This window comes from Thermogemmatispora carboxidivorans (assembly GCF_000702505.1).
GTDB classification, from domain to species: domain Bacteria; phylum Chloroflexota; class Ktedonobacteria; order Ktedonobacterales; family Ktedonobacteraceae; genus Thermogemmatispora; species Thermogemmatispora carboxidivorans.
Genome location: NZ_JNIM01000001.1, coordinates 4,736,095 through 4,760,053 on the forward strand (window position 1 = coordinate 4,736,095; position 23,959 = coordinate 4,760,053).

The 23,959-nt window shown below is 61.5% G+C and carries 17 protein-coding genes and 1 tRNA gene; 6 read left to right on the forward strand and 12 right to left on the reverse strand.

Annotated elements, in window-relative coordinates:
- Window positions 1–117: 117 nt before the first annotated feature.
- The 6 genes from dhaK to cydD all read right to left on the reverse strand — a co-directional run bounded on the left by dhaK (window position 118) and on the right by cydD (window position 10,056).
- On the reverse strand, window positions 118–1,119 hold the full coding sequence (gene dhaK / locus N688_RS18755; protein ID WP_052890709.1) for a dihydroxyacetone kinase subunit DhaK: 1,002 nt from the start codon (window positions 1,117–1,119) through the stop codon (window positions 118–120).
- Window positions 1,120–1,543: 424 nt separating this feature from the next.
- Window positions 1,544–3,712: a sigma-54-dependent Fis family transcriptional regulator gene (locus tag N688_RS18760; RefSeq protein ID WP_052890710.1), complete on the reverse strand. Its 2,169-nt coding sequence runs from the start codon at window positions 3,710–3,712 to the stop codon at window positions 1,544–1,546.
- A 261-nt stretch (window positions 3,713–3,973) separates the two neighbouring features.
- A complete protein-coding gene (gene cydB, locus N688_RS18765; protein ID WP_052890711.1) occupies window positions 3,974–5,020 on the reverse strand; it encodes a cytochrome d ubiquinol oxidase subunit II in 1,047 nt (348 codons plus the stop codon).
- A gap of 24 nt (window positions 5,021–5,044) precedes the next feature.
- The gene (locus tag N688_RS18770; RefSeq protein ID WP_052890712.1) at window positions 5,045–6,439 is read right to left on the reverse strand and encodes a cytochrome ubiquinol oxidase subunit I; all 1,395 of its coding nucleotides are present in this window, start codon (window positions 6,437–6,439) and stop codon (window positions 5,045–5,047) included.
- Window positions 6,440–6,526: 87 nt separating this feature from the next.
- Window positions 6,527–8,293: a thiol reductant ABC exporter subunit CydC gene (gene cydC / locus N688_RS18775; RefSeq protein WP_081839006.1), complete on the reverse strand. Its 1,767-nt coding sequence runs from the start codon at window positions 8,291–8,293 to the stop codon at window positions 6,527–6,529.
- Window positions 8,290–10,056, reverse strand: coding sequence for a thiol reductant ABC exporter subunit CydD (gene cydD, locus N688_RS18780; RefSeq protein WP_081839007.1), 1,767 nt, complete (start codon window positions 10,054–10,056; stop codon window positions 8,290–8,292). The genes cydC and cydD overlap by 4 nt, the downstream gene beginning before the upstream one ends.
- A 467-nt stretch (window positions 10,057–10,523) precedes the next feature.
- On the opposite strand from cydD, the gene N688_RS18785 reads away from it, so the two are divergent.
- On the forward strand, window positions 10,524–11,138 hold the full coding sequence (locus N688_RS18785; protein WP_052890713.1) for a DUF2269 family protein: 615 nt from the start codon (window positions 10,524–10,526) through the stop codon (window positions 11,136–11,138).
- Window positions 11,139–11,343: 205 nt separating this feature from the next.
- Window positions 11,344–11,415: transfer RNA gene (locus tag N688_RS18790), tRNA-Asn, on the forward strand.
- Between the two features lie 110 nt (window positions 11,416–11,525).
- Here the strand turns inward: N688_RS18790 and N688_RS18795 are convergent.
- From N688_RS18795 to N688_RS18805, 3 genes are all read right to left on the reverse strand, one after another.
- Window positions 11,526–12,419, reverse strand: a complete 894-nt coding sequence (locus N688_RS18795) for a GntR family transcriptional regulator (protein ID WP_081839008.1) — start codon at window positions 12,417–12,419, stop codon at window positions 11,526–11,528.
- Window positions 12,420–12,528: 109 nt separating this feature from the next.
- Window positions 12,529–12,939, reverse strand: a complete 411-nt coding sequence (locus N688_RS18800; RefSeq protein ID WP_052890714.1) for a DUF302 domain-containing protein — start codon at window positions 12,937–12,939, stop codon at window positions 12,529–12,531.
- 251 nt (window positions 12,940–13,190) lie between these two features.
- Window positions 13,191–13,682, reverse strand: a complete 492-nt coding sequence (locus N688_RS18805) for an ArsR/SmtB family transcription factor (protein ID WP_202901970.1) — start codon at window positions 13,680–13,682, stop codon at window positions 13,191–13,193.
- 170 nt (window positions 13,683–13,852) lie between these two features.
- Here N688_RS18805 and N688_RS18810 point away from each other — a divergent pair, with 170 nt between their 5' ends.
- The 4 genes from N688_RS18810 (at window position 13,853) to N688_RS18830 (ending at window position 20,453) form a co-directional block, all read left to right on the forward strand.
- Window positions 13,853–14,206, forward strand: a complete 354-nt coding sequence (locus N688_RS18810) for a rhodanese-like domain-containing protein (RefSeq protein WP_081839009.1) — start codon at window positions 13,853–13,855, stop codon at window positions 14,204–14,206.
- Window positions 14,207–14,475: 269 nt separating this feature from the next.
- A complete protein-coding gene (locus N688_RS18815; RefSeq protein WP_052890715.1) occupies window positions 14,476–15,915 on the forward strand; it encodes an MBL fold metallo-hydrolase in 1,440 nt (479 codons plus the stop codon).
- Window positions 15,916–16,152: 237 nt separating this feature from the next.
- Complete coding sequence (gene pdo, locus N688_RS18825) at window positions 16,153–16,860, forward strand: protein disulfide oxidoreductase (RefSeq protein ID WP_052890717.1); 708 nt, start codon at window positions 16,153–16,155, stop codon at window positions 16,858–16,860.
- Between the two features lie 857 nt (window positions 16,861–17,717).
- Window positions 17,718–20,453 (forward strand): valine--tRNA ligase, encoded by a 2,736-nt coding sequence (locus N688_RS18830; RefSeq protein WP_052890718.1) that lies wholly within the window; start codon window positions 17,718–17,720, stop codon window positions 20,451–20,453.
- A gap of 250 nt (window positions 20,454–20,703) precedes the next feature.
- On the opposite strand, the gene N688_RS18835 is transcribed toward N688_RS18830, so the two are convergent.
- The 3 genes from N688_RS18835 to N688_RS18845 form a co-directional block, all read right to left on the reverse strand.
- The gene (locus N688_RS18835; protein WP_052890719.1) at window positions 20,704–21,891 is read right to left on the reverse strand and encodes a VPS10 domain-containing protein; all 1,188 of its coding nucleotides are present in this window, start codon (window positions 21,889–21,891) and stop codon (window positions 20,704–20,706) included.
- A 146-nt stretch (window positions 21,892–22,037) separates the two neighbouring features.
- Window positions 22,038–22,832: a type I methionyl aminopeptidase gene (gene map, locus N688_RS18840; RefSeq protein ID WP_052890720.1), complete on the reverse strand. Its 795-nt coding sequence runs from the start codon at window positions 22,830–22,832 to the stop codon at window positions 22,038–22,040.
- A 181-nt stretch (window positions 22,833–23,013) separates the two neighbouring features.
- Window positions 23,014–23,652 carry a GtrA family protein gene (locus tag N688_RS18845; RefSeq protein ID WP_052890721.1) on the reverse strand — a complete coding sequence of 213 codons (639 nt, stop codon included), beginning with the start codon at window positions 23,650–23,652 and terminating at the stop codon, window positions 23,014–23,016.
- Window positions 23,653–23,959 lie beyond the last annotated feature (307 nt).

A 23,959-nucleotide genomic window follows, 5' to 3' on the forward strand; every position in this document is an offset into this window, starting at 1 on the left:
GTGGGCGCTAGCAGGTAGACCCTTGCCCCGCTCCTGCCCGGTTGGCCCTGTCAAGCCAGCCTGGACACGAGGGCAAGCCAGCCAACAAGCACAGCTCGACCGTCAGCCCGGTCCGGCTCAGATCCCCCAGCGCAGGGCTGGAGTCAGCACAGGGGCATCCCAGTAGCGCAGCATCTCGTCATCGACGCGCAGCAGCGTAATAGAGCAGCCAGCCATCTCTAACGAGGTGATATAGCTGCCTACCAGGGAACGGGCGATTGTAATGTTGCGCCCCTTGAGAATACGCGCCAGCTCGCGCGCGACAATGTAGAGTTCGATTAAAGGTGTGCCCCCCATGCCATTGACAAAGGCCAGGACGCGCTCGCCGGCCTTCAGGCCGAGGTCCTCGATAATGGGATTGGCCAGCATCTCGACGATGTCGGCTGCTGGGGCCAGTTTGACGCGCCGGCGCCCGGGTTCGCCGTGGATGCCAATACCGATCTCCATCTCGTCCTCGCCCAGCTCAAAGGTGGGCGAACCCTTGGCGGGAACGGTGCAGGAGGTCAGGGCCATGCCCATGCTGCGCCCCTGCTCGTTGACGCGCTTGGCCAGGGCCGCCACCTGCTCCAACGAGGCCCCGCTCTCAGCGAGACCCCCGACGATCTTCTCCAGGAGAACGGTGACACCGACTCCGCGCCGACCGGCGGTGTAGAGGCTGTCCTCAACAGCTACGTCATCATTGGTGATGACACTGGCGACTTCGATGCCTTCGGCCTGGGCTAGCTCCGCCGCCATTTCAAAGTTGAGGACGTCACCCGTGTAGTTCTTGATAATCTGGAAGACGCCAGCCCCGCCATTGACGGCCCGCATGGCTGCGAGAATCTGGTCGGGAACTGGTGAAGTGAAGATCGCGCCAGGACAGGCGGCATCAAGCATGCCTCTCCCCACAAATCCCCCATGCATTGGCTCATGACCGCTGCCCCCTCCCGAGACAACGCCTACTTTGCCCCGCACCGGTGCGTCTGCCCGCACAACGATCTGATTCTCCAGATCGACGCGGATCAGCTCGGGATGCATGGCAGCCATGCCTTCTAGCGCTTCTTTGACGACCGTCTCTGGACTGTTGATGAGCTTCTTCATGCTGCCTCCTTTTCCCAGAAGTCGAGGGCCGCTTCGTTGCCCTCCTCTGACCTCGACAGCGACTCCGCTGCTCCCTCCTTCCCCACGTCGCCCACCGCTCTCCGCTCCGCTTGAGAGCCGCTCACCGGTCTGCCATTGCCTGCGGAGACCTTCCTCCGCCGCCAATGGCCTTCTTCAGCACATCTGCTCGGCCAGGCAGGCGCCCACGCCCGCCTGCCCCCCACTCGCTAGAGATGAGAGCCTCTGGCTTTGCCTGTCTACTCTTTAGACATGCAAGATTCGTGCCAGCTTTCCCCGGCGCGTGGGAAGAGGCTCCCGACAGGTCACCGCACACCCACCCCACGCTCTGCCATCGCTTCAGGAGCGTTGCATCATTGCAACAGCTCGCTGGTTCAGTTTCATTATTGAAACATGCGTTGTTTCACTATGGCAACACCTCACCCGGGCCAGAGGCCGGGAAGGAGGAGGCGCCGGGAATGGGGCGCAAGCCGTAGCGCACCATCTTGCGCCACAGGGTCGTCCGGCTAATGCCGAGCAGGCGCGCTGCTTCGCCTGGGTGGCCATGACAGTGCTCCAGCGCTTGCAGAATGGCATTGGCTTCTGTTGAGCGACTGCGTTCTTTGAGTGGCTGGCGCCCTGGTAGAGCTGGCTGGGGTTGCCACTCCTTTGCGCCTGGCTGATCCTGGCCCATCTGCCGGACAAGAGACGGGACCTCGGGCGAGGCTGGGGCTGAAGATGTACTCGCCAGCTCAGTCTCGGCAGCCTGGCGGATCTCCGGCGGTAGATCCTGCACGGTAATAGTATCGGAGCGCGCCAGGTAGGTGAGGCGCTCCAGGAGGTTTTCCAGCTCGCGCACGTTGCCCGGCCAGCTATAGCGCTCCATCAGGGCCAGAGCCTCTGGTGTGATGCCAAAGGAGCGGCCCAGGGTCCGGCTCTGTCGCTGCAGAAAGTGCTCAACCAGCAGGGGCAGATCTTCCAGGCGCTGGCGTAACGATGGGATATGAATAGAGAGGACATTGAGGCGATAATAGAGATCGGAGCGAAAGGTTCCGCGCCGCACCTCTTCACGGAGATCCTTATGGGTGGCGGCGATGATGCGCACGTCGACGGGTATGACGCGCTGTCCTCCAATGCGCACAATGGTGCGCGTTTCAATGGCCCGCAGCAGGGTGGTCTGCAGGTCCAGGGGCATGTCGCCGATCTCATCGAGGAAGAGGGTGCCACCGTGGGCCTGCTCGAACTTGCCCGAGCGCCCCTGGCGGTCTGCGCCGGTGAAGGAGCCGCCTTCGTAGCCAAAGAGTTCAGTGTTGATCAGCTCGCGCGGAATGGCGGCGCAGTTGATGGCCACGAAAGGGCCGTCGGCTCGGGGGCTGTTGTTATGGATGCTCTGGGCAAAGATCTCTTTGCCAACGCCGGTCTCACCGTGCAAGAGAACCGTGGAGTTGCTATGCGAGGCCAGGCGTGCCAGACGCAGGGCTTCTTGCAGCGGGGCGCTGCTCCCTACAACGTTGGCAAAGGTCAGACGCGCCCGCGCGCCGGTCATTCTGTTGACGAGCTTTTGCACGCGCTCGATGCTGCGCAGGATCAGCACGAAGCCATCGGAGATCAGTGGGCCCCCCGATGTACTGCTACCGCCCACCGTCAGGCGCCCCAGGACCGGCTCGGGTTCGCCCGCAGTGAGGGCGATGGGCTTGAGCGAGCAGAGGCAGGTGACACGGCCCCGCGCTGTTTCAAAGACGACCTCTTCCTCGTTCAGGGGCTGCTGACAGGCGAGCGCTTGCTGGAGTAGTGGGGGCAGCGGCAGGACGTCGCGCAGGCGCCGCCCCATCACGCGCGCTGGCACCAGTCCAAGCAGGGTGCCGGCAGGCCCGTTCATCTGGGAGATGACGCCATCGCGCCGCAGCAGGAGAATGCCCTCTGGCAAGCTCTGGAGAATAATTTTGAGCTCCGCGAGCAGCTCGTTGGCGTTGCCGAGCCAGACCTGCATCTGAAGCTGACCGCTGATGACCTGGGCTGCGGCGGCCACCATCCCGAGGGTGTGAGGATGGCTGCGCTCACAGGGACCCGCTACCGCCAGAACTCCAATCGCTTGCCCGAGGGGATCGTGCACCGGTGCGGCAGCGGTGTAGAGAGCATGCAGGGCGGAGCGGTAATGCATGGCTCCCTCTAGCTGCATGGGGAATGACTCTTGTAGGGCCAGGGCCAGGGCATTCGCCCCTTGTTGCTCTTCATCCCACAGTGTTCCCACACGCATCCCCAATGGTTCCAACCGGGCGCGCACTTCAGGATCACCGATCAGCTCGATGATGCGCGCCTCGGCGTTGGCAAAGAGGACCAGCGAGTCCGATCCTTCGATGAATTGATAGAGGTCCTCCATCGCCGGACGAATGAGGGCCAGCAGGCGGCGTGAGAGCGGTTGCGGGGCCGCGGGGCCGGAGTCTGGCGCTGGTGGCTGGCCACAGGGATCAAGGCCCAGCGCCGCGCAACGCCGCCAGGACTGCGCCAGAGCCGGCGGCAGCAGCTCCTCGCGTAGACGCCCCTGCAGAACAAATTGTTCCCAGATCGCGCGATAATCCTGGACGCTGCTGAGCATGTTCCCTCCCTCCCTCTCCGGGCCGTTGGCGCGGCTGCGGTATCGCTCGCCTCCACTGGCCTCTGATCAGACAGCGGTCACGGAGGAAGCGACAGCTGGGACAGTCCGCGGCTTTGGCTGGTCTGGATAGTACAGTATAGCACAGCGCTGGCCCCACCAGAGTTCTTCCCTGGCAGAGCCAGCGCCTTCTTCCTTCATCGGCTCACAGGTCAACCAATCAGCCGCCTGGCTGATCTGCCCCGCGTGGCCTGGTGGTCAGGCTCAGTAGCCGCTATATTCGCCTTTGGCCGTCACCTTGCCCCAGAAGAGCCGGTAGGTAAAGACAAAGTAGATCACGGCCAGGACAATGCCGATCATCCACCAGATCAGGCCGACCGTCAGTCCGTAAGGGCTGCCGGAAGCATTATAAATGGTCAGGCTATGGGCCGGATCAACGGCGGGCAGTACGTCAGGATAAAGACCGAAGGCCGAGCTGGCCAGCATTCCAGCAATGAAAGCGCAAGAGGAGAAGAAGGCCGCCAGATCGCGATTGCGGAAGGCAAAATGGCCTATGCCCAACAAGCCCACAAAGGCGATCAGGGGGAAGATGGCCCCCCAGGGGCGGGCGTTGAAGCTGGCGTAGATCTGCGGCTGTACCGCGAAAGTGGCGATTGTGCTCACGATGGTCAGGACAATCGTCACCGGCCAGCTGATGCGCAGGATGCGTCGCGCACGCGCGTTGAGAGTGCCGTCGGTCTTGCGCGCGATGTAGGCCGATCCGTGCATGGTCAGGGTACTGGCGGCCATCAGGCCGATCAGGATGGTGTACCAGTCCAGGATGCCGGGGGTCTTGCTAAAGGGGTTGAAATCGGTCCACAGTGGCTCAAAGAAGACACCATGTGCATCCAGGGGCACGCCGCGGATCACATTGGCCAGGGCAGCGCCGTAGAAGATGGCCAGCAAGGTGCTGCCGAGAAAGAACATGCCGTCCCAGAAAGAGGCCCAGACAGGGCTGGGGACGCGCGAGCGCAGCTCAATGGAGACACCGCGCCACATCAGCAGCCAGAGTACAATACAGAGCGGCAGATAGAAGCCGCTGAAGCTAGAGGCATAGAGCACCGGGAAGGTGAAGAAGAGGGTACCGCCGGCGGCGATAATCCAGACCTCGTTTCCGTCCCAGACTGGACCTATGGCGCGCAGAATCAGGCGCCGTTCCTGGTCGCTGCGGGCAGCGATCAGGTGAATGATGCCGGCGCCCAGGTCGAAGCCGTCCAGCAGGACGTACATCGTCAACATAAAGGCGACAAGAATGAACCAGAGTGTTGCCATCAGCCTTGACCTCCCTCGCTCAGCTCAACCTTCTGCCACCGTACCGGTGGCCAGGCCGGGCAGACCGCCCTCTTCCGCGACCTCGGTCTCCTCTCCCTCGCCGCTCTCCGGCCCCTTGAGGGCCTCGGTAACTGAGAGAACCACGTAGAGCAGACCGAGCAACAGGTACATACCGGCAAAGCCGATCAGGGTAAAAAGCACGTTGCCCGCCGAAAGGTTGGCCGACGAGCCTTGCGCCGTCGGTAAGAGGCCGTAGATGATCCACGGCTGGCGGCCCAGCTCGGTGGTGAACCATCCGGCAGTATTGGCAATCACCGGGAACGGCATCGCCAGCATTAAGATCCACAGCATCCAGCGCGTCGTGAAGAGGCGCCGTTTCCAGAGCCAGAGCAGGCAGGCTACCCCCATGATCGGTATAAAGAAGGTGCCCAGGCCAACCATGATGTGATAGCTGTAGTAGAGCAGCTCGATCGAATCAGGTCGCTGACTCGGCGGAAACGCATCCAGACCTGTGACTACCGCCTCCCAACGGCGATAGGTCAGGAAGCTCAGCACCTTGGGCACAATCAGCGGGTTGTCAAGCTGGCCAGTCGCTGTATTGGGCTGACCGAGAATGACGATGCCGGCCCCCTGCTCGGTATGAAAGAGACCCTCAAAGGCCGCCAGCTTGGCCGGTTGATATTTAGCTACCTGCTGGCCCTCCAGGTCGCCGCTGGGATAGAGCTGGATGATGCTGGCGATCAGGCCGACAATGACTCCCAGCGTCACAAAGATGCGCCCGTAGTCAACGTGGCTCTTGGAGAGCAGATAGTAGGCCCCCAGGCCGGCCATGATGAAGGCCCCCGTGATCACAGCCCCACTCATGGTGTGCAGATACTGGGGAAAGATCCACGGATTGAACAAGACTTCCCAGTAGTTGGAGATGTGCAGGCGGTTGCCGACGATGGTGTAGCCTACGGGGTGCTGCATCCAGGCATTGGAGGCCACAATGAAGGCACCAGAGGCCCAGGTACCCAACCAGACCATGACGGAGGCAAACCAGTGCACCTTTTGCCCAAAGACCTTCTCGCCGAAGAGAAAGACGCCGAGAAAGGCTGACTCCAGGAAGAAGGCAAAGGCTCCTTCCATCGCCAGAGTCTGGGCGATGATGTCTCCAGCATAGGCCGAGAAGCGCGCCCAGTTAGTGCCAAACTGGAACTCCATCGGGATGCCGGTGACAACGCCCAGCACAAAGCTGGTGGCAAAGATCTTGGCCCAGAAACGGGCGCTGATGTTGTAGCGCTCTTCCTTCTTGATCAGGTAGAGTGTCTTTAAGAGCACGATCAAGAAGGCTAACCCCATTGTGATCTGGGGGAAGATATAGTGATAGCCTACGGTGAAGGCGAATTGTACGCGCGATAAGATGGTCGATAGGTCCATATGCAGACCAAACCTCCCACGAACTAACCGAAACGCCACTGCTACGACGCTGGAACCCACAGCCAGCCAGGATGGCGTACGGCTCACTCAGGCCACAGGCAACAGGGCGTTTTGCACTTCCCACAAACGTCGATAGAGGCCGCCTTGCGCCAGCAGTTGCTCGTGTCTGCCCCGCTCGACAATGCGCCCTCCATCCAGGACGAGAATTTCATCCATGCGCTCCATGTGCAGGAGACGATGGGTTACGAGCAGCGTTGTGCGACCTTGCATCAATCTATCCAGCGCCTCAAACAGGGCCTGCTCGGTAAGACGGTCCAGGTTTGCGGTAACTTCATCGAGCAAGAGCAGCGGCGCATCCTTGAGCAGGGCGCGAGCAATGGCCAGGCGCTGGCGTTCGCCGCCCGACAGCTTGAGGCCCTGCTCGCCGACCCAGGTGTCGAGGCCGGCGGGCAACTGGCGCACGAAATCGTCAAGCTGAGCCACCTCCAGGACGCGCCAGAGCTGCTCTTCGGTAGCGGAGGGCGCAGCCAGACGGAGATTGCCACGAATGGTGTCGTTGAAAAGGTAGGTCTCCTGCGTCACGACGCCCATCAGGCGGCGCAGATCAGCCAGCCCAAAACCCCGAATGTCCTGGCCCGCGAGCAGGATGCGCCCCTCTTGCGGGTCCCAGAAGCGCAAGGCCAGGCGGAGCAGGGTACTTTTGCCGGCGCCGCTGGGACCAACGATCGCCACGCGCGCGCCAGCCGGGACACAGAAGGAGATGTGCGCCAGGGTGAGCTGATGCCCTGCCTCTTCGTAGCGAAAGGTGACGTTCTCAAAGGCTAGCTCCAGCGATCTGCTGGTCGGGACAGGCAGCGGCTGCCCAGGATCGCTGACGGCGGGCGGGGTATCGATGATCCGAAAGAGGCGCTCGCCGGCGGCCAGCGAGTGGCCAAGCTGCCCGAAGGCTTGAGCCAGCGGCGTGATGGCTTCAAAAGCTGCCAGCACCAGCATGGCCAGAAAGCCCAGGTAGACGCTATTGATCTGGCTGGTCGCCGCCAGAGGAATGGCGAGCAGCAAGACTGACCAGACCGCCAGGCCCGTGAGCAGCTCCTGCAGCCCTTCTTGCAGGCCACCAGCCACGGCCAGCCGCTGCTGAAGCCGGTCGAGCCGCCTCTCCCAGGCGGCCAGCTGCTCGCGCCGCTGCTCTGCCTGACCATAGGCCAGCAGGTCGCTCATCCCTTGCAGGCTTTCCACGAGGTGGACGTTCACCCGACCACGCAGCGCCAACTGCTCACGTCCCAGGCCACGCGTCAGACGGAGGGCCAGCAATGGCAACCCCAGGCCGCTGATGAGCAGGAAGAAGAGGGCCGCCAGGGCCAGGACCGTATTGAAAATCGCCAGGAGCCAGCAGGTAATGACCGTGACCAGTGCCGCCACCAGCACCGGCGCCACTACGCGCAGGTAGAGATTCTGGAGTTCGTCAACGTCGGAGACCAGACGCGCCAGCACATCGCCGCTGCGCCACTGCCAGAGGCGCGCCGGTGCCAGCGGGGCCAGTCGGCGATAAACAGTCACCCGCAGATGCGCCAGCAGGCGGAAGGTGACGTTATGCGAGAGCAAACGCTCGCCATAGCGAGCGGCAGCCCGCACCAGGCCCATCAAGCGCACGATCGCAATTGGGATGCTCAGCAGGACGATCATGGCCACGATGGCTGCCCCGGCGATCAGGTAGGCGGCCATGCTCAACAAGAGCATACTGGCCACGACCATGACTCCGCCCAAGAGGACTGTCACAACGATCTGCAGCGTAAAGGGACGGAGAAAGGCCAACAGGCGCCAGGCCGTTCTCGTTGTTGATCGTTTGCTGGTCATAGGGCCTCGGCCTCCTTCTCGGGCACGGCTCCGGCTTCCTGCAGCCGGGCCGTCATCAATTGCGCATAGGCGCTCGTGGACTGCTGCAGCAGGGCCGCAGGCTGGCCAGATTCGACTAGGTGTCCACTGTCAAGGACAAGGACCTGATCGGCAGCGGCCACCGTGTTGATGCGATGGGCAATGACTAGAACCGTGCACTGACGGCGCAGGCGAGCCAGAGCCGCACTCAACAGGGCCTCACTCTCAGGATCAAGGCTAGAGCTTGGCTCATCCAGGATCAGGAGCGGCGCCTGCTTTAAGAAAGCCCGCGCCAGGGCGAGACGCTGAAGCTGACCGGCACTCAGCCGCAGACCTTGCTCGCCCACCTCGGTGTCATAGCCCGCCGGCAGCTCACGAATGAAGTCCGCCGCGCCCGCCAGTTCGGCAGCACGCTCCACCTCCGCGTCGCTGGCCCCAGGTCGCGCCAGACGAATGTTGTCGCGCACGCTGCCACTAAAGAGGTAGGGACGCTGCGGCACCAGCGCTACGTACTCCCGCCAGAGATCCGCCGGCAGGCGATCCAGAGATAAGCCATTAACCAGGATGGCCCCACTCTCGATCTCCATGAAGCGCAGTAACAGATTGACCAGCGTGCTCTTGCCCGCGCCGCTGCGGCCAACCAGAGCCGTGCAGGCACCCGCAGGCAGGGTAAAGCTCACATTTTGCAGGGCCGGGCGCTCGCTCCCAGCATAGCGACAGGTCACGTGCTCACAGGTGATCGTCAAGGGAGCAGCAGACCACGACGGCGCAATGGCTTCGCCCGGTTCGCTGACCGGCGGCATAGCAGCCAGGATCTCTCGCATGCGTCTGGCCGCAACTCGCCCCTCCATGCCGGCATGATATTGCGTGCCCAATTCACGTAGCGGTCGATAGAATTCAGGAATGAGTAATAAGACAAGAAAAGCTTGTTCAAAGGGTATCTCGCGATTGATCAGACGCACACCCAGAAAGACAGCAATCAGACCAATAGCCAGCATGGTCATGAATTCCAGGACTGCGCCCGAGAGAAAGGCGTAGCGCAGTACTTTGAGAGTGCGACGACGATATTCATCACTCAGTCGGGCCACGTGCGCTTCCTGGGCGCCGCTGCGACCAAAGAGATGAAGGGTCAGCAGTCCCTGGATGGTATCGAGAAAGTGCGCGCTCAGCCGCGCCAGGGTCGTCCATTGGCGCTGAATATGTTTCTGGGAATAGCTCCCCACCGCAATCATCAGGATGGGGATGACAGGGCCAGTGATCAGCAAGAGCATGGCGCTGAGATGATCCAGCGGCCAGATAATGACCAACAAGAGGAGCGGGATAACCAGGCTCCAGACGGTCTGCGGCAGGTAGCGAGCCACATAGGTCTCCAGGCGCTCGCAGCCCTCATTGAGGATGGCAACCAGCTCTCCACTGCGCTCGCCGCGTACGAAGAGAGGACCTAGACGCAGCAGATGCGCAAAGAGACGGCGCCGCATCTCGCTTTTGACCCGACTGCCAGCCCGACGCGCGCTGAATTCGCGCAGCCAGACGAGAGCAGCCCGCAAGCCGATGATCACGAGCAGGGCTATGAGGGCTGGCCCGACCTGCTGCAGATCAGCATGGCCAAGAAAGACACGCGCGATAACCCAGCTGAGCAAGGCCATCTGCCCCACAGTGGCCAGGAGCGCCAGCAGGCCCGCCAGGACACTCAGCGCTAACGGCCAGCGCGCCGCAGTACAGTAGCGCAATATCTGCTTCTCCATCGCACTCCTCTTGGCAAAATCAGCTATCCGATCTCTCAGGTCTCTCAGATGTGCTCTCAACACCCTATACTCTAGCGCAATCCCAGGCCCCTGCAATCGGGGGAGAACCTGAACTTTTTTGCGGAGAATACCGTATCCGCTCTGTCCTGAGAAATAGTAGAACACCTGAGAGGCAAAGTTGCAACGCCGCCGGGCAATCGAGAAAAGGCTCAGGCTCTTTTGTGAGGGGACCGTAAGGCCTCTCACCAGAGGCGGGCGAGCAGGAGAATAGACAAGCCCCTTGAGCAGCTATCAAAACTCTCACGTTTCAGCAGTGTTAAGAAAGCAATAAAAGATCTGTGAAATTGTGCCTGGCCACAGGAGCCATCTCTCGGTAGAATGGCTGGCACAGAGACCAGGAAAGGCCAGTAACTCTGACTGATCTGAAATCACTAGAAGTGGAGTAGTCAAGAAAGAGAGACTTTCACATGATCGACTGGTACCATCTCGTACTCTTCTTGCATATTCTGGGCACCCTCGGCCTCTTCATGGGGATAGCCGTACAGTTGATTGGCATGCTGAGAGCACGCCAGGCCCAGAGCGTAGAGGCTGTCCGTCTCTGGAGCAGCATGCTCCGGCCCCTAGGGAGATTTATGCCGCTGGCGTCCTTGCTCATCTTTTTCGCTGGCCTGGCCTTGTTGCTGGGGTCCTGGGGCTGGAGCCACGCCTGGCTCGATGTCTCGCTGGTTCTCTTTCTGCTCGCTGGCCTGGCGACCGCTCACGTCAATAGCACTCATGGGCACCGCCTCGGCGCTCTGCTGGCAGGCTCCGGAGCAGGACCGGTTAGCCCAGAGCTGCGCCAGATCCTGACGCATCCGCTACCCTGGACTACGACGATCACAAACTCGATCCTGGCCATCGGCATCCTCTTCCTGATGGTCATAAAGCCAGGTTGGCTCGGCTCGCTCCTGACAGTTGCCGCGGCCTTCGTCATCGGCGCGATCATCTCGGGTCTGGTGATCCGCCAGGGGAGAAACGATCCAGCCATGACTCCCCAGGATCAGGGACCGCTTCCGGCTTCACAGACCGCCAACCAGCGCTGAGGCAGGAGATCTGCCAGCCAGCCCTTTGGTTGTCTACGTAACCACGCTCATAGGGCAGATCTTGCTCAGGAGCCTGCCGCCAGGCTGACACCAGCCAGCAGGCTCAGGCAGCTCTGGCCAGGTTCTCTCGCTCCCGAAAAAAGGGTGTTGACTAATTGAGCCACCCGCGTTATAATAGTGTCGCAAGCCGTTGTGAGAGCCACATTCCTCGATAGCTCAACGGTAGAGCAACCGGCTGTTAACCGGTGGGTTGCAGGTTCGAATCCTGCTCGAGGAGCCTCACAAGAAGTGAGCCACAGAAGTCAGTGCTTCTGTGGCTCTTCTTTTTGCCGGCGCTGGCCTGCCTGTTTTTTTGGGGGCCATCGCTTCTCTCCAGAAGCGAGCCGCTCACCCCTCTGCTGGCCCAGCGCGGTGCTGGTCCTCGCCGCGCTCGACCGAGCCTGCGGCCAGATTGCCTTCTTCAGCCTCGGTCGGCGGGCTACCGGTCTCGGCGAAAATCGGGCGCAGCTCGCTGATAGTCGGCGGGCGACTTCCTGCTCCCCCGCGCCGCAGCAGGCAGAGCCGATAGCTGACACGATCAGGCCGATAGTAGCGCTCCTGTATGTAAATAGGGGCATTCCCCCCCGTGCAAGAGAGGCGACGGATCAGTAACAGCGCGGCACCCACCGGCACCTCCAGCAGGCGGGCCTGCTCGGGCGTAGCATTGGCCGCCGTGATCTCAAAGGTCCCTGCCTCAATGGGGATGCCATAGCGCGACTCTAGCAGGTGATAGATCGTCTCGCGGCCCAGCTCCTCCTCGGGCAAGAGTACGCCAAAACGCATCGGTAGCCAGGTCACATCGAAAGCCATAGGCCGGCCATTGGCCAGGCGCAGACGATCGAGGCGCATCACCTCCTCGCCCTCGCGCAGGCCCAAGGCGCTGGCCACCGCCCGGCTGGCCGCCTCGCGCTGGAAGGCCAGAACACGCGAGGATGGCTCAAGGCCAGCTAGCTCCATGTCCTCGACAAAATCGGTCAGACGGACAAGGCTCTGCTCGACGCGCTGCTCGGCTACATAGGTACCTTTCCCATGACGCCGCACGACCAGGCCCTCGTCTTCCAATTCGTTGAGGGCCTGACGCACGGTAATGCGGCTGACTCCGTACGTTTGCATCAGCTCCTGCTCGGTCGGTAGGCGATCACCAGGACGATAAACGCCGCGCTCAATCCCGCCACGCAGAATCTGCTTGAGCTGGTGATAAAGCGGCGTCGGCCCCGGCATCAATTGCTGTGGTGTTGGCATACTTCTCCTCAGCCTGGCCCAGTTCGCTTCCGTGGCAATGGTTATGACGATATGCTCACTGCGGAACACTCCCCTCATTATAGGATATCAGAGCACGTGCGGCAAGCCATTATGCGGAAGGAGCGCTGAGTGGAGCAAGTGCAGCGAGGGCACGCTGTAGCCGCCCTCTCGCCTCCTGCGCGATCTGTGCGAGCTGCGCGTTGCCGCTCACCGCCAGCATGGCCTGGGGATCGGCGATCTCGACCCGACTGCCGTCAGCAACGGCGCGCACGACGACATTGCAGGGCAGCAGGAGGCCGATCTCCGGTTCGATCTCCAGGGCCCGCTGAGCCAGGTGGGGATTGCAGGCCCCCAGAATGACGTAGGGGACAGTCTCCAGCCCGAGCTTGTCGCGCAGCGTGCGCCGCACGTCAATCTCAGTCAGGACCCCAAAGCCCTCCGCCTTGAGGGCCTCCTTGACACGCTCAATAGCCTGCTCATACGGTACAGAGAGCGTAGTACCAAAACCATAGGTCGCCATCGCTTTTCTCCCTCCTTTTCTGTTTACACTATTATCGCAGCAGCGATTGACACATTTGTCGACCTGCTGCTCGTCGGTCCGCTCCGCTTGACCGCTGTAGACACAGCTACCAGATGGACGTTTTTCTGCTCTCTCGCGCACACGCGCAGGCAGCAAGCCAGCGAACGGAAGCGCAGACCGGGCAGCAGGCGAGAGGAGAAGGCAAGGGCCGCATAGCAACGGCGGACTGGGCTGGCTGCGAGCGCCCGGCTCTACTGACGCAGACGGAGGTCCGGGCCGGCGGCCTCGCCCTCCTCTATCGGCTGCTCCTCCAGGGTCAACCCTGACCCAAGCTGGAGAGTTTGGGCCAGCGTCGTAAAACGCTCCTGGACGCCAGCACAGACAATGTCACACAGGGTCAGGACACTAGGGTCGGCCAGGGCATAGTAAATGCTGGTGCCAACCTTGCGCCGCTTGACTAGTCCTCCCTGCATGAGGGCTGCCAGATGCTTCGAAACATTCGGCTGGCTGGCCCCCGTCAGGGCAACCAGCTCGCCAACACTGCGCTCACCCCCCGTGAGGGCCGCCAGGAGCTTGAGACGCAGTGGCTCCCCCAGGAGACGGAAGCGCGCCGCAATAAGCTCAAGCAGCGGATCGGGAAAGCCTCCTTCGCTGCTGATCTGCTTCCAGCGCGTTGCGCTCTCGGGGTCAAGCGGCTGCCGCTCCTCCCTTCCTTGAACCGGCTGCAGTCTCTCCTTTGTCAAGATGCTCTCCTTTCTCGCTGCGAGTACTGGTCAACGGGTGAAAATCCATCGCCAACCACTTGACTTAATGACTATATAGTAATATAATTAGAAAGGAAAGTCAAGGAGAGCGAAGGCCACGAAAGACAGACCGCCTTCCCTGAAAGCGAGCGAAAGAGAGAGCAAAGCCAATGTTTGAACGCTTCCTACGACGCGCTGAAGAAGCGCAGACCGTGCCGACGATTGCTGTCCGCGAAGCCTGGGAGCGCCTGGCGCGCGCGGATGGCGAGACTGTCTTGATAGATGTGCGCGAGCCGTGGGAATATCGCAGCGGCCATGCGCCGCGCGCTGTCAATATTCCCCTCGGACAACTGGCTGCCCGCGTCAACGAGGTACCGCGCGATCGCGAGGTGCTGCTGATCTGCCTGAGTGGTCACCGCAGCGCTCAGGCAGCCAGGCTGCTTCAACGTTTGGGCCTCTCGCGCGTCGTCAATATCAAAGGCGGGATCACGAGCTGGCGCCTGCATGGGCTACCTATCGAATAGTGGGTCAACCGTCGGACCTACCAGGGAGCGCCGCACCAGGTCAGCTACAGCTCCCGCCCCAGAGAACGGGAGATCCAGCGTACTCCATTTTTTCAACTCTCCTGTGGTCATATCGACATAACGATTCAAGATGATATACTACTAGAGGCCAGCCGCTCCTGTGGGTGAAGAACGAGCAAGCGAGCGAGCGAGCGAGTGAGCGGCCCAGCCTTGGGCGAGCGCCACCCCCCCGAGGCTGGCAGCAGGCGGGTGGCTGTGAGGTGAGAACCATGCAAATCGAACAGTTCTTCATTGAAGGTCTGGGGCATCAATCCTACTTTGTCAGTGACGGGCGCAGCGGTCAGGCGGCGGTGGTTGACCCACGTCGCGACGTTGACGTCTACCTGGAAGCTGCAGCGCGCTCGCAGGCGCGCATTACCCACATTCTGGAGACGCACATTCACAACGACTACGTCACTGGCGGGCGTGAGCTGGCGGCGCGCACAGGTGCCACGATTGTCGCCAGTGCTGATGCCCATCTGCTTTACCCTCACCAGCCGGTGCGCGACGGCGAGCGCTTCCGCGTGGGCGAGCTGACTTTCCAGGCGCTGGCGACCCCGGGCCACACGCCTGAGCACACAAGCTACCTGGTTTATCAACCGGAGAGCAGCCAGCCCTATGCTCTCTTCAGTGGTGGCAGCATGCTTGTCGCCAGCGCAGGCCGCACCGACCTGCTCGGTCCAGAGTTGACCCTGACCTTGACGCGCCAGCAATATCACTCGCTGCTGCGTCTCCTGCAGACCTTACCCGACAGCGTGCTGGTTTATCCGACTCACGGGGCCGGCTCCTTCTGCGTGGCGAGCGCTGTTGGCGCCAGGCGCAGCACGACTATCGGCCAGGAGCGTCTGGCCAACCCCGTGGTGCAGGCGCGCGACGAAGTCGACTTCGTACGCCGCCAGCTTGCCAGCTATACTGCTTACCCGCACTATTACCGCTATATGCATGATATCAATCAGCAGGGTCCGCGTATCCTGGGCGGGCTGCCGGAGCTGCCGCCGCGCTCCCCCCAGGAAGTGCAGCATTGGCTGCAGCAGGGTCTACCGCTGATTGACGGTCGTTCCCGCACAGAGTTCGCGCGCGAATATATCCCTGGCTCTTTGAACATCGAGCTAGATAGCTCCTTCGCCACTTACGTTGGCTGGCTGCTGCCCTTCAATACGCCGCTCTTGCTGCTGATCGAGGACGAGGAGGGTCGACGCGAGGCTGTGGTGCAGCTGATCCGCATCGGCTATGAGCAGGCTCAGGGCTACCTGGCGGGTGGCATCGCGGCCTGGAAGGCTGCCGCTCTGCCCACGAGCAGCTTCGAGCGCATCGATATCGATACGCTCTATCGACGCTGGAAGAGCCAGCCCTCGCTGACCGTGCTGGATGTGCGCCGTGATGACGAGTGGCGGCAGGGCCATATTCCGGGCGCGCTCCACGTGCATATCGGCGACCTCCCCCAACATTTGGAGAGCCTGCCACGCCATACGCCTTTGGCGGTCGTCTGCCACTCCGGCCACCGCGCTTCGATCGCAGCCAGCATGGTGGCAGCCACAGGACGCGAGGTCCTGGCTGTCGATGGGGGCGTGCCCGCCTGGCAGGCGCGTGGTCTACCGCTAGAGTCCGAGCCCGCAGAGGAGCCCGCCCAGCCGTCGGCGGAGGATCTGGCGACGCATGCTCATCCGTGAAGCCCACGATCTCGCAGACCCTGGCACGGCAGAGCGAGAGCGGGCCAGCTGCCGGCACCCTCTGCCCTGGGCCTTCCTGGACATATGGTTGTGCATGCAAGGCGCCGCTGGACGCGGTAGAATGTGGCGGGCCTCTCCCCCACAGCGAGGGGATCTCGCCCTTTCCTGGGCCGACTGCGGCGCGCAACAGCGTCAGAGAGTAATAGAGAGCATCAGTAAACGAGAGAAGGTGGAACGATGGCTTTGATTGGAGAGAGCGATCAGGAAAAGATCCGCGATCTTTTCAAGGATCTGGATGGAGATGTGACGATTACCTACTTCACGCAGCGCGAGTCGCCGCTGCTGATTCCAGGCCACGAATGCCAGTTCTGCAAAGAGACCCGCGAGGTCCTGGAGGAGGTGGCCAGCCTCTCGGATAAGATCCATCTTCAGGTGAAGGACTTTTATCGCGATGAGGCCGAGGCCAGGCAGCACCAGATTGAGCGCATTCCGGCCTTTCTTCTGGAGGGCAAGGCCAAGGGACGCTTGCGCTTCTTCGGTATTCCGGCAGGCTACGAGTTCAGTACGCTGATCGAGGATATCCGCAGGCTGTCGCGTGGCGAAACAGCGCTCAGTCCCCAGACGCAGCAACAGTTACAGTCGCTGCAGCAAGACCTCCACATTCAGGTGTTCGTCACGCCAACCTGCCCTTACTGCCCACGTATGGCCCTGCTGGCCCATGAGCTGGCGATGGCCAGCGAGCGGGTGACAGCGGATGTCGTGGAGATTTCCGAGTTCGTCGATCTGGCCCAGCGCTATCGTGTCCAGGGAGTGCCGAAGACGGTGATCAACGACCGCTTGGAGATTTTGGGGGCGGTGCCTGAGACACGGCTGATGCAGCAGATCGTCCAGGCTTTTGCTCCTGCGGCGGTCCAGTCTTCTCAGCCCTCTCAGCCACAGCAATGAGTCAGGCAAAAGAGAGAGCAGAGCACAGACTTTCTTCCCCAGGGCAGGGCCTCCCAGAGCCAGAAATGAGCAAGTCAGCCTTTGCCTGACAGATTGCTTATCGGCTTGACATTGGCTACGCGATCTGCTACACTAAAAGCAATCCGAACAAAGGCGCATGCTACGCGCTCTAGAGAGTGACACAGACGCAGAACAGGAGGAGTAGGCGCTCTGGCCCCGGCAGAGAGGGAGGATCACCGGCTGCAAGTCTTCCCCGGATGGCAAGCGCTGAAGGTCGCCTGGGAGTCTGAATAAGGGAGCTTGTCGCGGTCCCGGCAGCGTTGAGCAAGGGAGAGAGCAATCGCGGAGGGGGCGGTCGGTAGGTCGGTACGAGCATACTGAAAGGGACGCGCGAGCTGCTGCGGTGTGCCCGTTAGCGCACAAATGAGGGTCAATCGTCCCCTGCCAGGATCAGGGGAGGAGAGCAGCAGCATTGCTCAAGATGGCGGTCTTTACTGGCCGGCAGAGCAGCCCACGTGTAAGCCTGAGCGCAGGGCGATTGACTGAAGCAAGGTGGTACCACGAGTATGAACCCTTCTCGTCCTTGACGGCGGGAAGGGTTTTCTGTTAGAACTGTGATCCGCCCAACTCCCCGCCTTGGGATAGTGGGCTCCCTGGTTAGTTCAAAGGCAGCCAGGCCCCGCCCGCTCTCAGTGCCGCGGTCTGAGCTGACAAAAAGTGGCCTGGCCGCGTCTGACCTGAGTACGCTTTGAGCCATCATTGCTATCATCATCATCGTTGCAGCTGTTCATCATAGCAGCCAGGGCAGTCCAGCCAGGCGATGATAGTGGAGTTCACCCACTACCGCAGGAGGGAACATGATTAAGCAGGAGAAGATAGCCAGTATCGAAGAGAAAAAGCAGTTGCTTGCGGCCCTACCCAAAGCCTATGAGCCGCAGGTGGTCGAGGGAAAATGGTATCGCTTCTGGGAGGAAGGAGGTTACTTTAAGCCGCGCCCGAATCCGCAGCGGCCTCCCTTTGTGATCAGCATGCCGCCACCGAACGTGACTGGCGTGCTGCATGTGGGGCATGCCCTCACCGCTACCATCGAGGATATTATGATTCGCTACCATCGGATGCGTGGCGATGAAACGCTGTGGGTGCCGGGCGAGGATCACGCCGGCATCGCCACACAGGCCGTGGTGGAGCGTGAGCTGGCCAAGGAGGGAACCGATCGCCATCGTCTGGGTCGCGCCGTCTTCCTCGAACGGGTCTGGCAGTGGGTTGGCCAATATAAGAAGCGCATCCAGAACCAGCACCGCCGCCTCGGCGTCTCCTGCGATTGGTCGCGTCAGCGCTTTACCCTGGACGAGGGCCTCTCGCGCGCCGTGCGCGAGGTCTTTGTGCGCCTCTACGAGGAGGGCCTGATCTACCGCGGCGAGCGCATCATTAACTGGTGCCCGCGCTGCATGAGCGCCATCTCTGATCTGGAGGTGGAGCACGAGGACACCCCTGGCAAGCTGACCTACGTGCGCTATCCGCTCAAGCCCGAGGCCGGGAGCAACGTTGAGGCAACCGAATATATCAGTGTGGCCACCACGCGCCCGGAGACGATCCTCGGCGATACGGCGGTGGCGGTCAACCCGCGAGACGAGCGCTATCGGCATCTGGTGGGGCGCACTGCCATTCTGCCGGTCATTGGGCGCGAGATCCCGATCATCGCCGATGAGGCCGTGGAAATGGGCTTCGGCACCGGCGCTGTCAAGGTGACCCCCTTCCACGACCCAACCGACTTTGAGATTGGCCAGCGCCACGGCCTGCCGCGCGTGCAGGTCATCGGCTTCGATAGCAAGATGACCCCCGAGGCCGGCCCCTACGCCGGTTTGGATCGCTTTGAGGCGCGCAAGAAGCTGGTTGAGCAGCTCCAGCAGGAGGGTCTGATCGTCAAGATCGAGGATTACACGGTCCCTCTGGGCCATTGCCAGCGCTGCCATACGGTGATTGAGCCGCTGGTCTCGAAGCAGTGGTTCGTCCATATGAAGCCGCTGGCCACGCCGGCGCTGAACGCGGTCAAGTACGGTCAGATTCGCATCCTGCCCGAGCGCTTCACGAAAATCTACTGTGATTGGCTGGAGAACATCCACGACTGGACGATCTCGCGTCAGCTCTGGTGGGGCCATCGCATTCCTGTCTGGTACTGCGATGACTGCGGCGAGACGATCGTCAGCCGCGAGGATGTGGTGCGCTGTCCCCATTGCGAGAGCGAACGCCTGCATCAGGATGAGGATGTGCTCGATACCTGGTTCTCGTCCTGGCTGTGGCCGTTCAGTACGCTCGGCTGGCCCGATGATACGCCAGATCTCCGCCGCTACTATCCGACCTCGGTGATGGAGACAGGCTACGACATCATCTTCTTCTGGGTGGCGCGCATGGTGATGGCCGGCATCCATTTCATGGGGACGATCCCTTTCCGTGTCATCTACCTCCACGGCCTGGTGCGCACCGCCAAGGGCGAGAAGATGAGCAAGTCGAAGAACAACGTCGTCGATCCAATCGATGTCATGGATCAGTACGGCACCGACGCCCTGCGCTTCACTCTGGCCACCAGCAGTACACCCGGCAATGATATGAGGCTGGTGCCCGAGCGCATTGTGGGCAACCGCAATTTCGCCAATAAGATCTGGAACGCCTCGCGCTTTGTCTTGACAGCGACCGCAGAGATCGAGGACGGTGTGCCTCCCCTGGAGGCCCTCCGCCCCCGCACCCTGGCCGATCGCTGGATCGTGAGCCGCATCTCACGGCTGATCAGCGATGTGACGCAATTGATTGAGGAGTTCCAGTTTGGCGAAGCCGGTCGCCGCATCCACGAGTTCTTCTGGACCGAATACTGCGACTGGTATCTGGAGATCGCCAAGGTGCAGCTCCAGGGTGACACCGAGGCTCGCAAGACGACGGCGGCGATCCTGCGCGCCCTGCTCGATACCGCGCTGCGCCTTCTCCATCCCTTCATGCCCTTTGTGACAGAGGAGGTGTGGCAGCATCTCTATCGCTTCAGCGAGCCGGAGCCAGAGCGCTGGCCGGCCCCGGCCCTGATCGTGGCCCCCTGGCCGCAGGCTCTGGCAGCCGCCAGAGATGAGGAGGCTGAGGAGGACTTCGCCCTCTTGCAGGAGCTGATCACGCGCATCCGCGACGCGCGCAATCAGCTCGGCGTGGAGCCGGCCCGCCGCATTCAGGTGCTGCTGGCCGCTGGTCCGAAGCTGGCCCTCCTCAGCGAGCAGGCGCCCTTGATTGAGTTTCTGGCGCGTACAGAGACGCCGCGCTTCTATGAGCATCTGGAGCCAAAGCCACAAGGGGCGATGAGCCTGCTGGCTGGACCAGTGGAGATCTACCTGCCGCTGGCCGGGATGTTCGACGTGGAGAAGGAGCTGGCCCGCCTTGATAAGGAGATCGCCCGTACGGAGCAGGAGATTGCCCGCTTCCAGGCGCGACTCGCTAACGAGGAGTTCGTGAAACGGGCCAAGCCCGAGGTGGTGGAGCGCGAGCGCGAGCGCCTCAGCGAGCAAGAGGAGCGGCTGGCCAAGCTGCGTGAGCGCCACGCAGCTCTGAGCAGCTAAGCCCCTCGCCAGCGCTTGCCAGCAAGGCCGGACCAGGCCGGGCCGAGGGCCCTGCAACCTTTGCCAGCCTGATCCAGTCAGCCGGAGGAAGAGAGCAGACAGTGACTCCCATGTTCCTCCTTTTTCGCGCGCACAGGCAAGGAGCGGCCCATCGCCTGCTGCGATGGGCCGCTCCTTTTCCAGACACGCCACCGACAAGGAGAGAAGCTAGTTTCCTTTTTCCCTCCAGAAAGCAGAGGCTAATCCGGCCTTAATTGAGCTGCTGCCAGCTTTGGCCGCCGTCGCTCGTCTTCAGAATATGGGTTTTGGCCGGAGGTGCCAGACACAAGGCCCAGCCGGTGCTGGCCGTCAGGAAATCCAGTTGAATGACGTCGCTGAAGGGACGAGCGGGTAGCTGCTGGCTCCAATGTTGTCCCCCATCGTGGGTCACATAGAGGGTCGTGCGGTCGGTCGCATAGCCGACATTGGCTGAGACAAAGGACGAGGCAATGACCGCAGCCGGCAGCGCCGCCCCAGCGCGCCAGGTTTTGCCACCGTCGTGGGTGGTGTAGAAATAGAGGCTCGCCTTGCCAGCGGCATAGACATTGACGGGCAGGAGGCCATCGCGACTGGAGAAGAAGCGCGGTGGCAGGGTAGCGATTTGGGCCTTCTCGCTTCCGGTGGGCAGTGGCAGAGACTGAGGTTGCCAGCTCTGACCCCCATCGTGCGTTACATAGAGCCAGGCCCGCTTGAGACCCGGCTCACTGCCGGTGGCCCAGCCGGTGGTGGTATCGATAAAGGCCAGCCCCGACTTGTTGCCGCTGTAGGGAAGGGTTGTCAGGCTCTGAGCCGTGCGCCCCTGGGCCGCGGAGACCTGCATGATGCGCTGCCAATGGCCGCCGCCATCGCTGGTGCGCCAGATAGCTACAGCCTCGGCATTGGTGGCCATGCCCAGATTGACCAGAAGCCAGCCGTGCAGGGCATCGATAAAGGTCAGTTGCACAACTCCGATCCCAGGAGCCGGCACATCTGTGCGCTGCCAGCTCTGGCCCCCATCGCTGGTGCGGTAGACGGGAGTCGTCGGCCCGTCCTGGAAAATCAGTGCTACCCAGGCAGTTTGAGCATTCAGATAGGCAGCGACAATACGCTCTACGGGTTCCTGCGGCACGGAGCCAGCTTCGGGCTGAGGCGTGACATCGTGCCAGTGCACTCCGCCATCTGTGGTACGCAGGACAGAGCGTTGGGTTGAGGCCCAGCCACGCCGTTCATCACACATCTGCAGCGCCTGCATCTGCTGCGCTGCCGCACTGAGCGCAGGCGAGGTCGGCGGGGGTGGGGCACTTCCCAAGGGAAGGCAGCCACTGCCAAGAGCCAGGAGAAAGAGGGTCGCCAGCGCCAGCCACTTTGAAGCAGCCTGCCGCTGCCGCCGGACATCGCCATATCCTGCTGCTTCTCTCATAGGGCAGCCCTTCCTTGTTGCGCTTGCTCGCCAACAGGCGACGGGTCCGTAGCCCATGAACTGAACTGATTTTGCAAGGTAGTGCTTGCGTTCACGGCGAAGAAGAAGAAGAGAGATAAAGCCAACCGGCCCATCAATCAGTGCAATCAGCCCCAGACGAGACCACCGCTACCGGTCGTCAGGACCTGGGGACCGTCCTCGGTCAGGGCAATGGTGTGCTCGAAATGGGCACTGAGCGAGCCGTCGGCAGTGACAATGGTCCAGTGATCGGGTAGAATACGGATCTTCTTGCCGCCCATGCCTACCATTGGCTCAACAGCGATGACCAGACCGGGCCGGAGGGGAAAATCCATCTCTCGATGGTAGAAATTAGGGACCTGCGGCGGCTCCCACATTTCTCGTCCGATACCATGCCCAATTAATTGCTCAAATACGGTAAAACCGGCCTGATGAATAGCCTGCTCCATTGCGCGCGCGACCTCAGACCAGCGTGACTTCTCTCCCAGTAGCTCAATGGCCAGATGCAGGGCATGCTCGGTTACTTGCAGCAGATGCCTGGCACCTGCATCGATCTGACCCACCGCATGCGTCACCGCGGCGTCGCCACACCAGCCGTCAAGACGACAGCCGATGTCGATGCTGACAACGTCTCCCTCTTGGAGACGACGTTTGCCTGGAATGCCGTGGACGATTTGCTCGTTGAGGGAGATACAGGTAGTTGCCGGATAGGGAACTGGCCCGGGAGCCCCTTTGAAGAGCGGCGCCGCCCCTTGCTCAGCCAGAAATGTTTCGACAGCCTCGTCGATCTCAGCAGTGCTCACCCCCGGCTTGACCAGCGAGGCCGCTACCTGATGGGCCCGCCAGACGATCTCTCCCGCCGCCCGCATGGCCTCAATCTCAGCGCGCGACTTCAGGCGATAGGTCACTCCCTTACTGCTCATGGCTCGTGCTCACTCTCAGCTCAGTTCGGTTCAATCAGTCGCCAGCCAGGCAGGCAGCAATCTTGCCTGACAGAGCAACGGATGGCCTGTCTGCCTAGATTGCCATTCGGCCTCGTCAGCGCTTCCCAGGGTCTTCCCGTCCACCAAGCGCAGGATTATCAGAACAGGCCCACTCTCGGCCTCAATGGGCCGCGCTCACTCCTCTGTACGTAAAGAGGTGATGAAAGGAGAAATTGTAGATCAGGACCAGGAAAATCGCGATGGCCTGCGACAGAAGCGCCGGCACATGCGCCAGGTTGGTCAGACTGAGCTCAATACAGAAATTCAACAGGCTGCCCACAACAGCCGTGAGGTGAAAGCGCAGGCAGCGCTGCCACCACGAGCGCTGGTGGCCTGGAAGATGGCGAAAGGTAAAGTAATCATTGGCCAGGAAATTGGCAATAATCGAGATTTCAGCGGCAGAGATGTTGGCTATGGCATTGTGCAGCGTACTACTCACCGGTATAGCCATGCGATAGAACATGATATAGAAAACAATCATATTGACAACAGCAGCTGCACCACCGATGAAGAGGTAAGTGAAGAGCCGCTGAAACCAGCCGGCCTTACCGCCAGTGAGGTCATCAACGAGGGAGAGGAAGCGATTCACCAGAGCCAGCGAGGTTGGCTGATAGCTCGGCAAGCCGGGAGCCGAGCCTTGAGAAGAGCCGGCCCCGGTCCCACTGGCCGCGACTGCCGGCTGTGGCTGCGTGCTGTGTTCAACCAGAGCAATCAAATCCAGTAGGTCATCCTGACGATCTTGCGCGATAGTATTCTTCATGCGTTCTCCGTGCCTACAATGGCCAATCAAAATTGTTACATTGGCACAAGCGAGTGAGGGATCGACAAAGTAACAGCCCCGTTTCCATCCAGGGATGTTAGTACCAAGGCTGGCCCTGCTCACCCTGACTTGCGTTCAGGGGTGGCCTGACAGAGCGGATCGCCTGCGTCTCCCTCTTTTCCCTGGTCGGTCCAGCTCGGGGTCGCACCCCTGGCGCCCCGTTGAGCGGACTGGCCCGGCTCGCCGGCCTGAAGTTCGTGGCTGAGGTTCTCTTTTTCAGCATAGGTGCCGCCTCTAATGATGAGCA

Bases quoted from the DNA above. Each gene is read 5' to 3' on its own strand.
- N688_RS18760 (WP_052890710.1), bottom strand. From the start codon at position 3,712: ATGCTCAGCAGCGTCCAGGATTATCGCGCGATCTGGGAACAATTTGTT.
- dhaK (WP_052890709.1), bottom strand. From the start codon at position 1,119: ATGAAGAAGCTCATCAACAGTCCAGAGACGGTCGTCAAAGAAGCGCTA.
- N688_RS18800 (WP_052890714.1), bottom strand. From the start codon at position 12,939: ATGGCGACCTATGGTTTTGGTACTACGCTCTCTGTACCGTATGAGCAG.
- map (WP_052890720.1), bottom strand. From the start codon at position 22,832: ATGAGCAGTAAGGGAGTGACCTATCGCCTGAAGTCGCGCGCTGAGATT.
- N688_RS18845 (WP_052890721.1), bottom strand. From the start codon at position 23,652: ATGAAGAATACTATCGCGCAAGATCGTCAGGATGACCTACTGGATTTG.
- N688_RS18785 (WP_052890713.1), top strand. From the start codon at position 10,524: ATGATCGACTGGTACCATCTCGTACTCTTCTTGCATATTCTGGGCACC.
- cydD (WP_081839007.1), bottom strand. From the start codon at position 10,056: ATGGAGAAGCAGATATTGCGCTACTGTACTGCGGCGCGCTGGCCGTTA.
- N688_RS18835 (WP_052890719.1), bottom strand. From the start codon at position 21,891: ATGAGAGAAGCAGCAGGATATGGCGATGTCCGGCGGCAGCGGCAGGCT.
- pdo (WP_052890717.1), top strand. From the start codon at position 16,153: ATGGCTTTGATTGGAGAGAGCGATCAGGAAAAGATCCGCGATCTTTTC.
- N688_RS18810 (WP_081839009.1), top strand. From the start codon at position 13,853: ATGTTTGAACGCTTCCTACGACGCGCTGAAGAAGCGCAGACCGTGCCG.
- cydB (WP_052890711.1), bottom strand. From the start codon at position 5,020: ATGGCAACACTCTGGTTCATTCTTGTCGCCTTTATGTTGACGATGTAC.
- N688_RS18795 (WP_081839008.1), bottom strand. From the start codon at position 12,419: ATGCCAACACCACAGCAATTGATGCCGGGGCCGACGCCGCTTTATCAC.
- N688_RS18770 (WP_052890712.1), bottom strand. From the start codon at position 6,439: ATGGACCTATCGACCATCTTATCGCGCGTACAATTCGCCTTCACCGTA.
- cydC (WP_081839006.1), bottom strand. From the start codon at position 8,293: ATGACCAGCAAACGATCAACAACGAGAACGGCCTGGCGCCTGTTGGCC.
- N688_RS18830 (WP_052890718.1), top strand. From the start codon at position 17,718: ATGATTAAGCAGGAGAAGATAGCCAGTATCGAAGAGAAAAAGCAGTTG.
- N688_RS18815 (WP_052890715.1), top strand. From the start codon at position 14,476: ATGCAAATCGAACAGTTCTTCATTGAAGGTCTGGGGCATCAATCCTAC.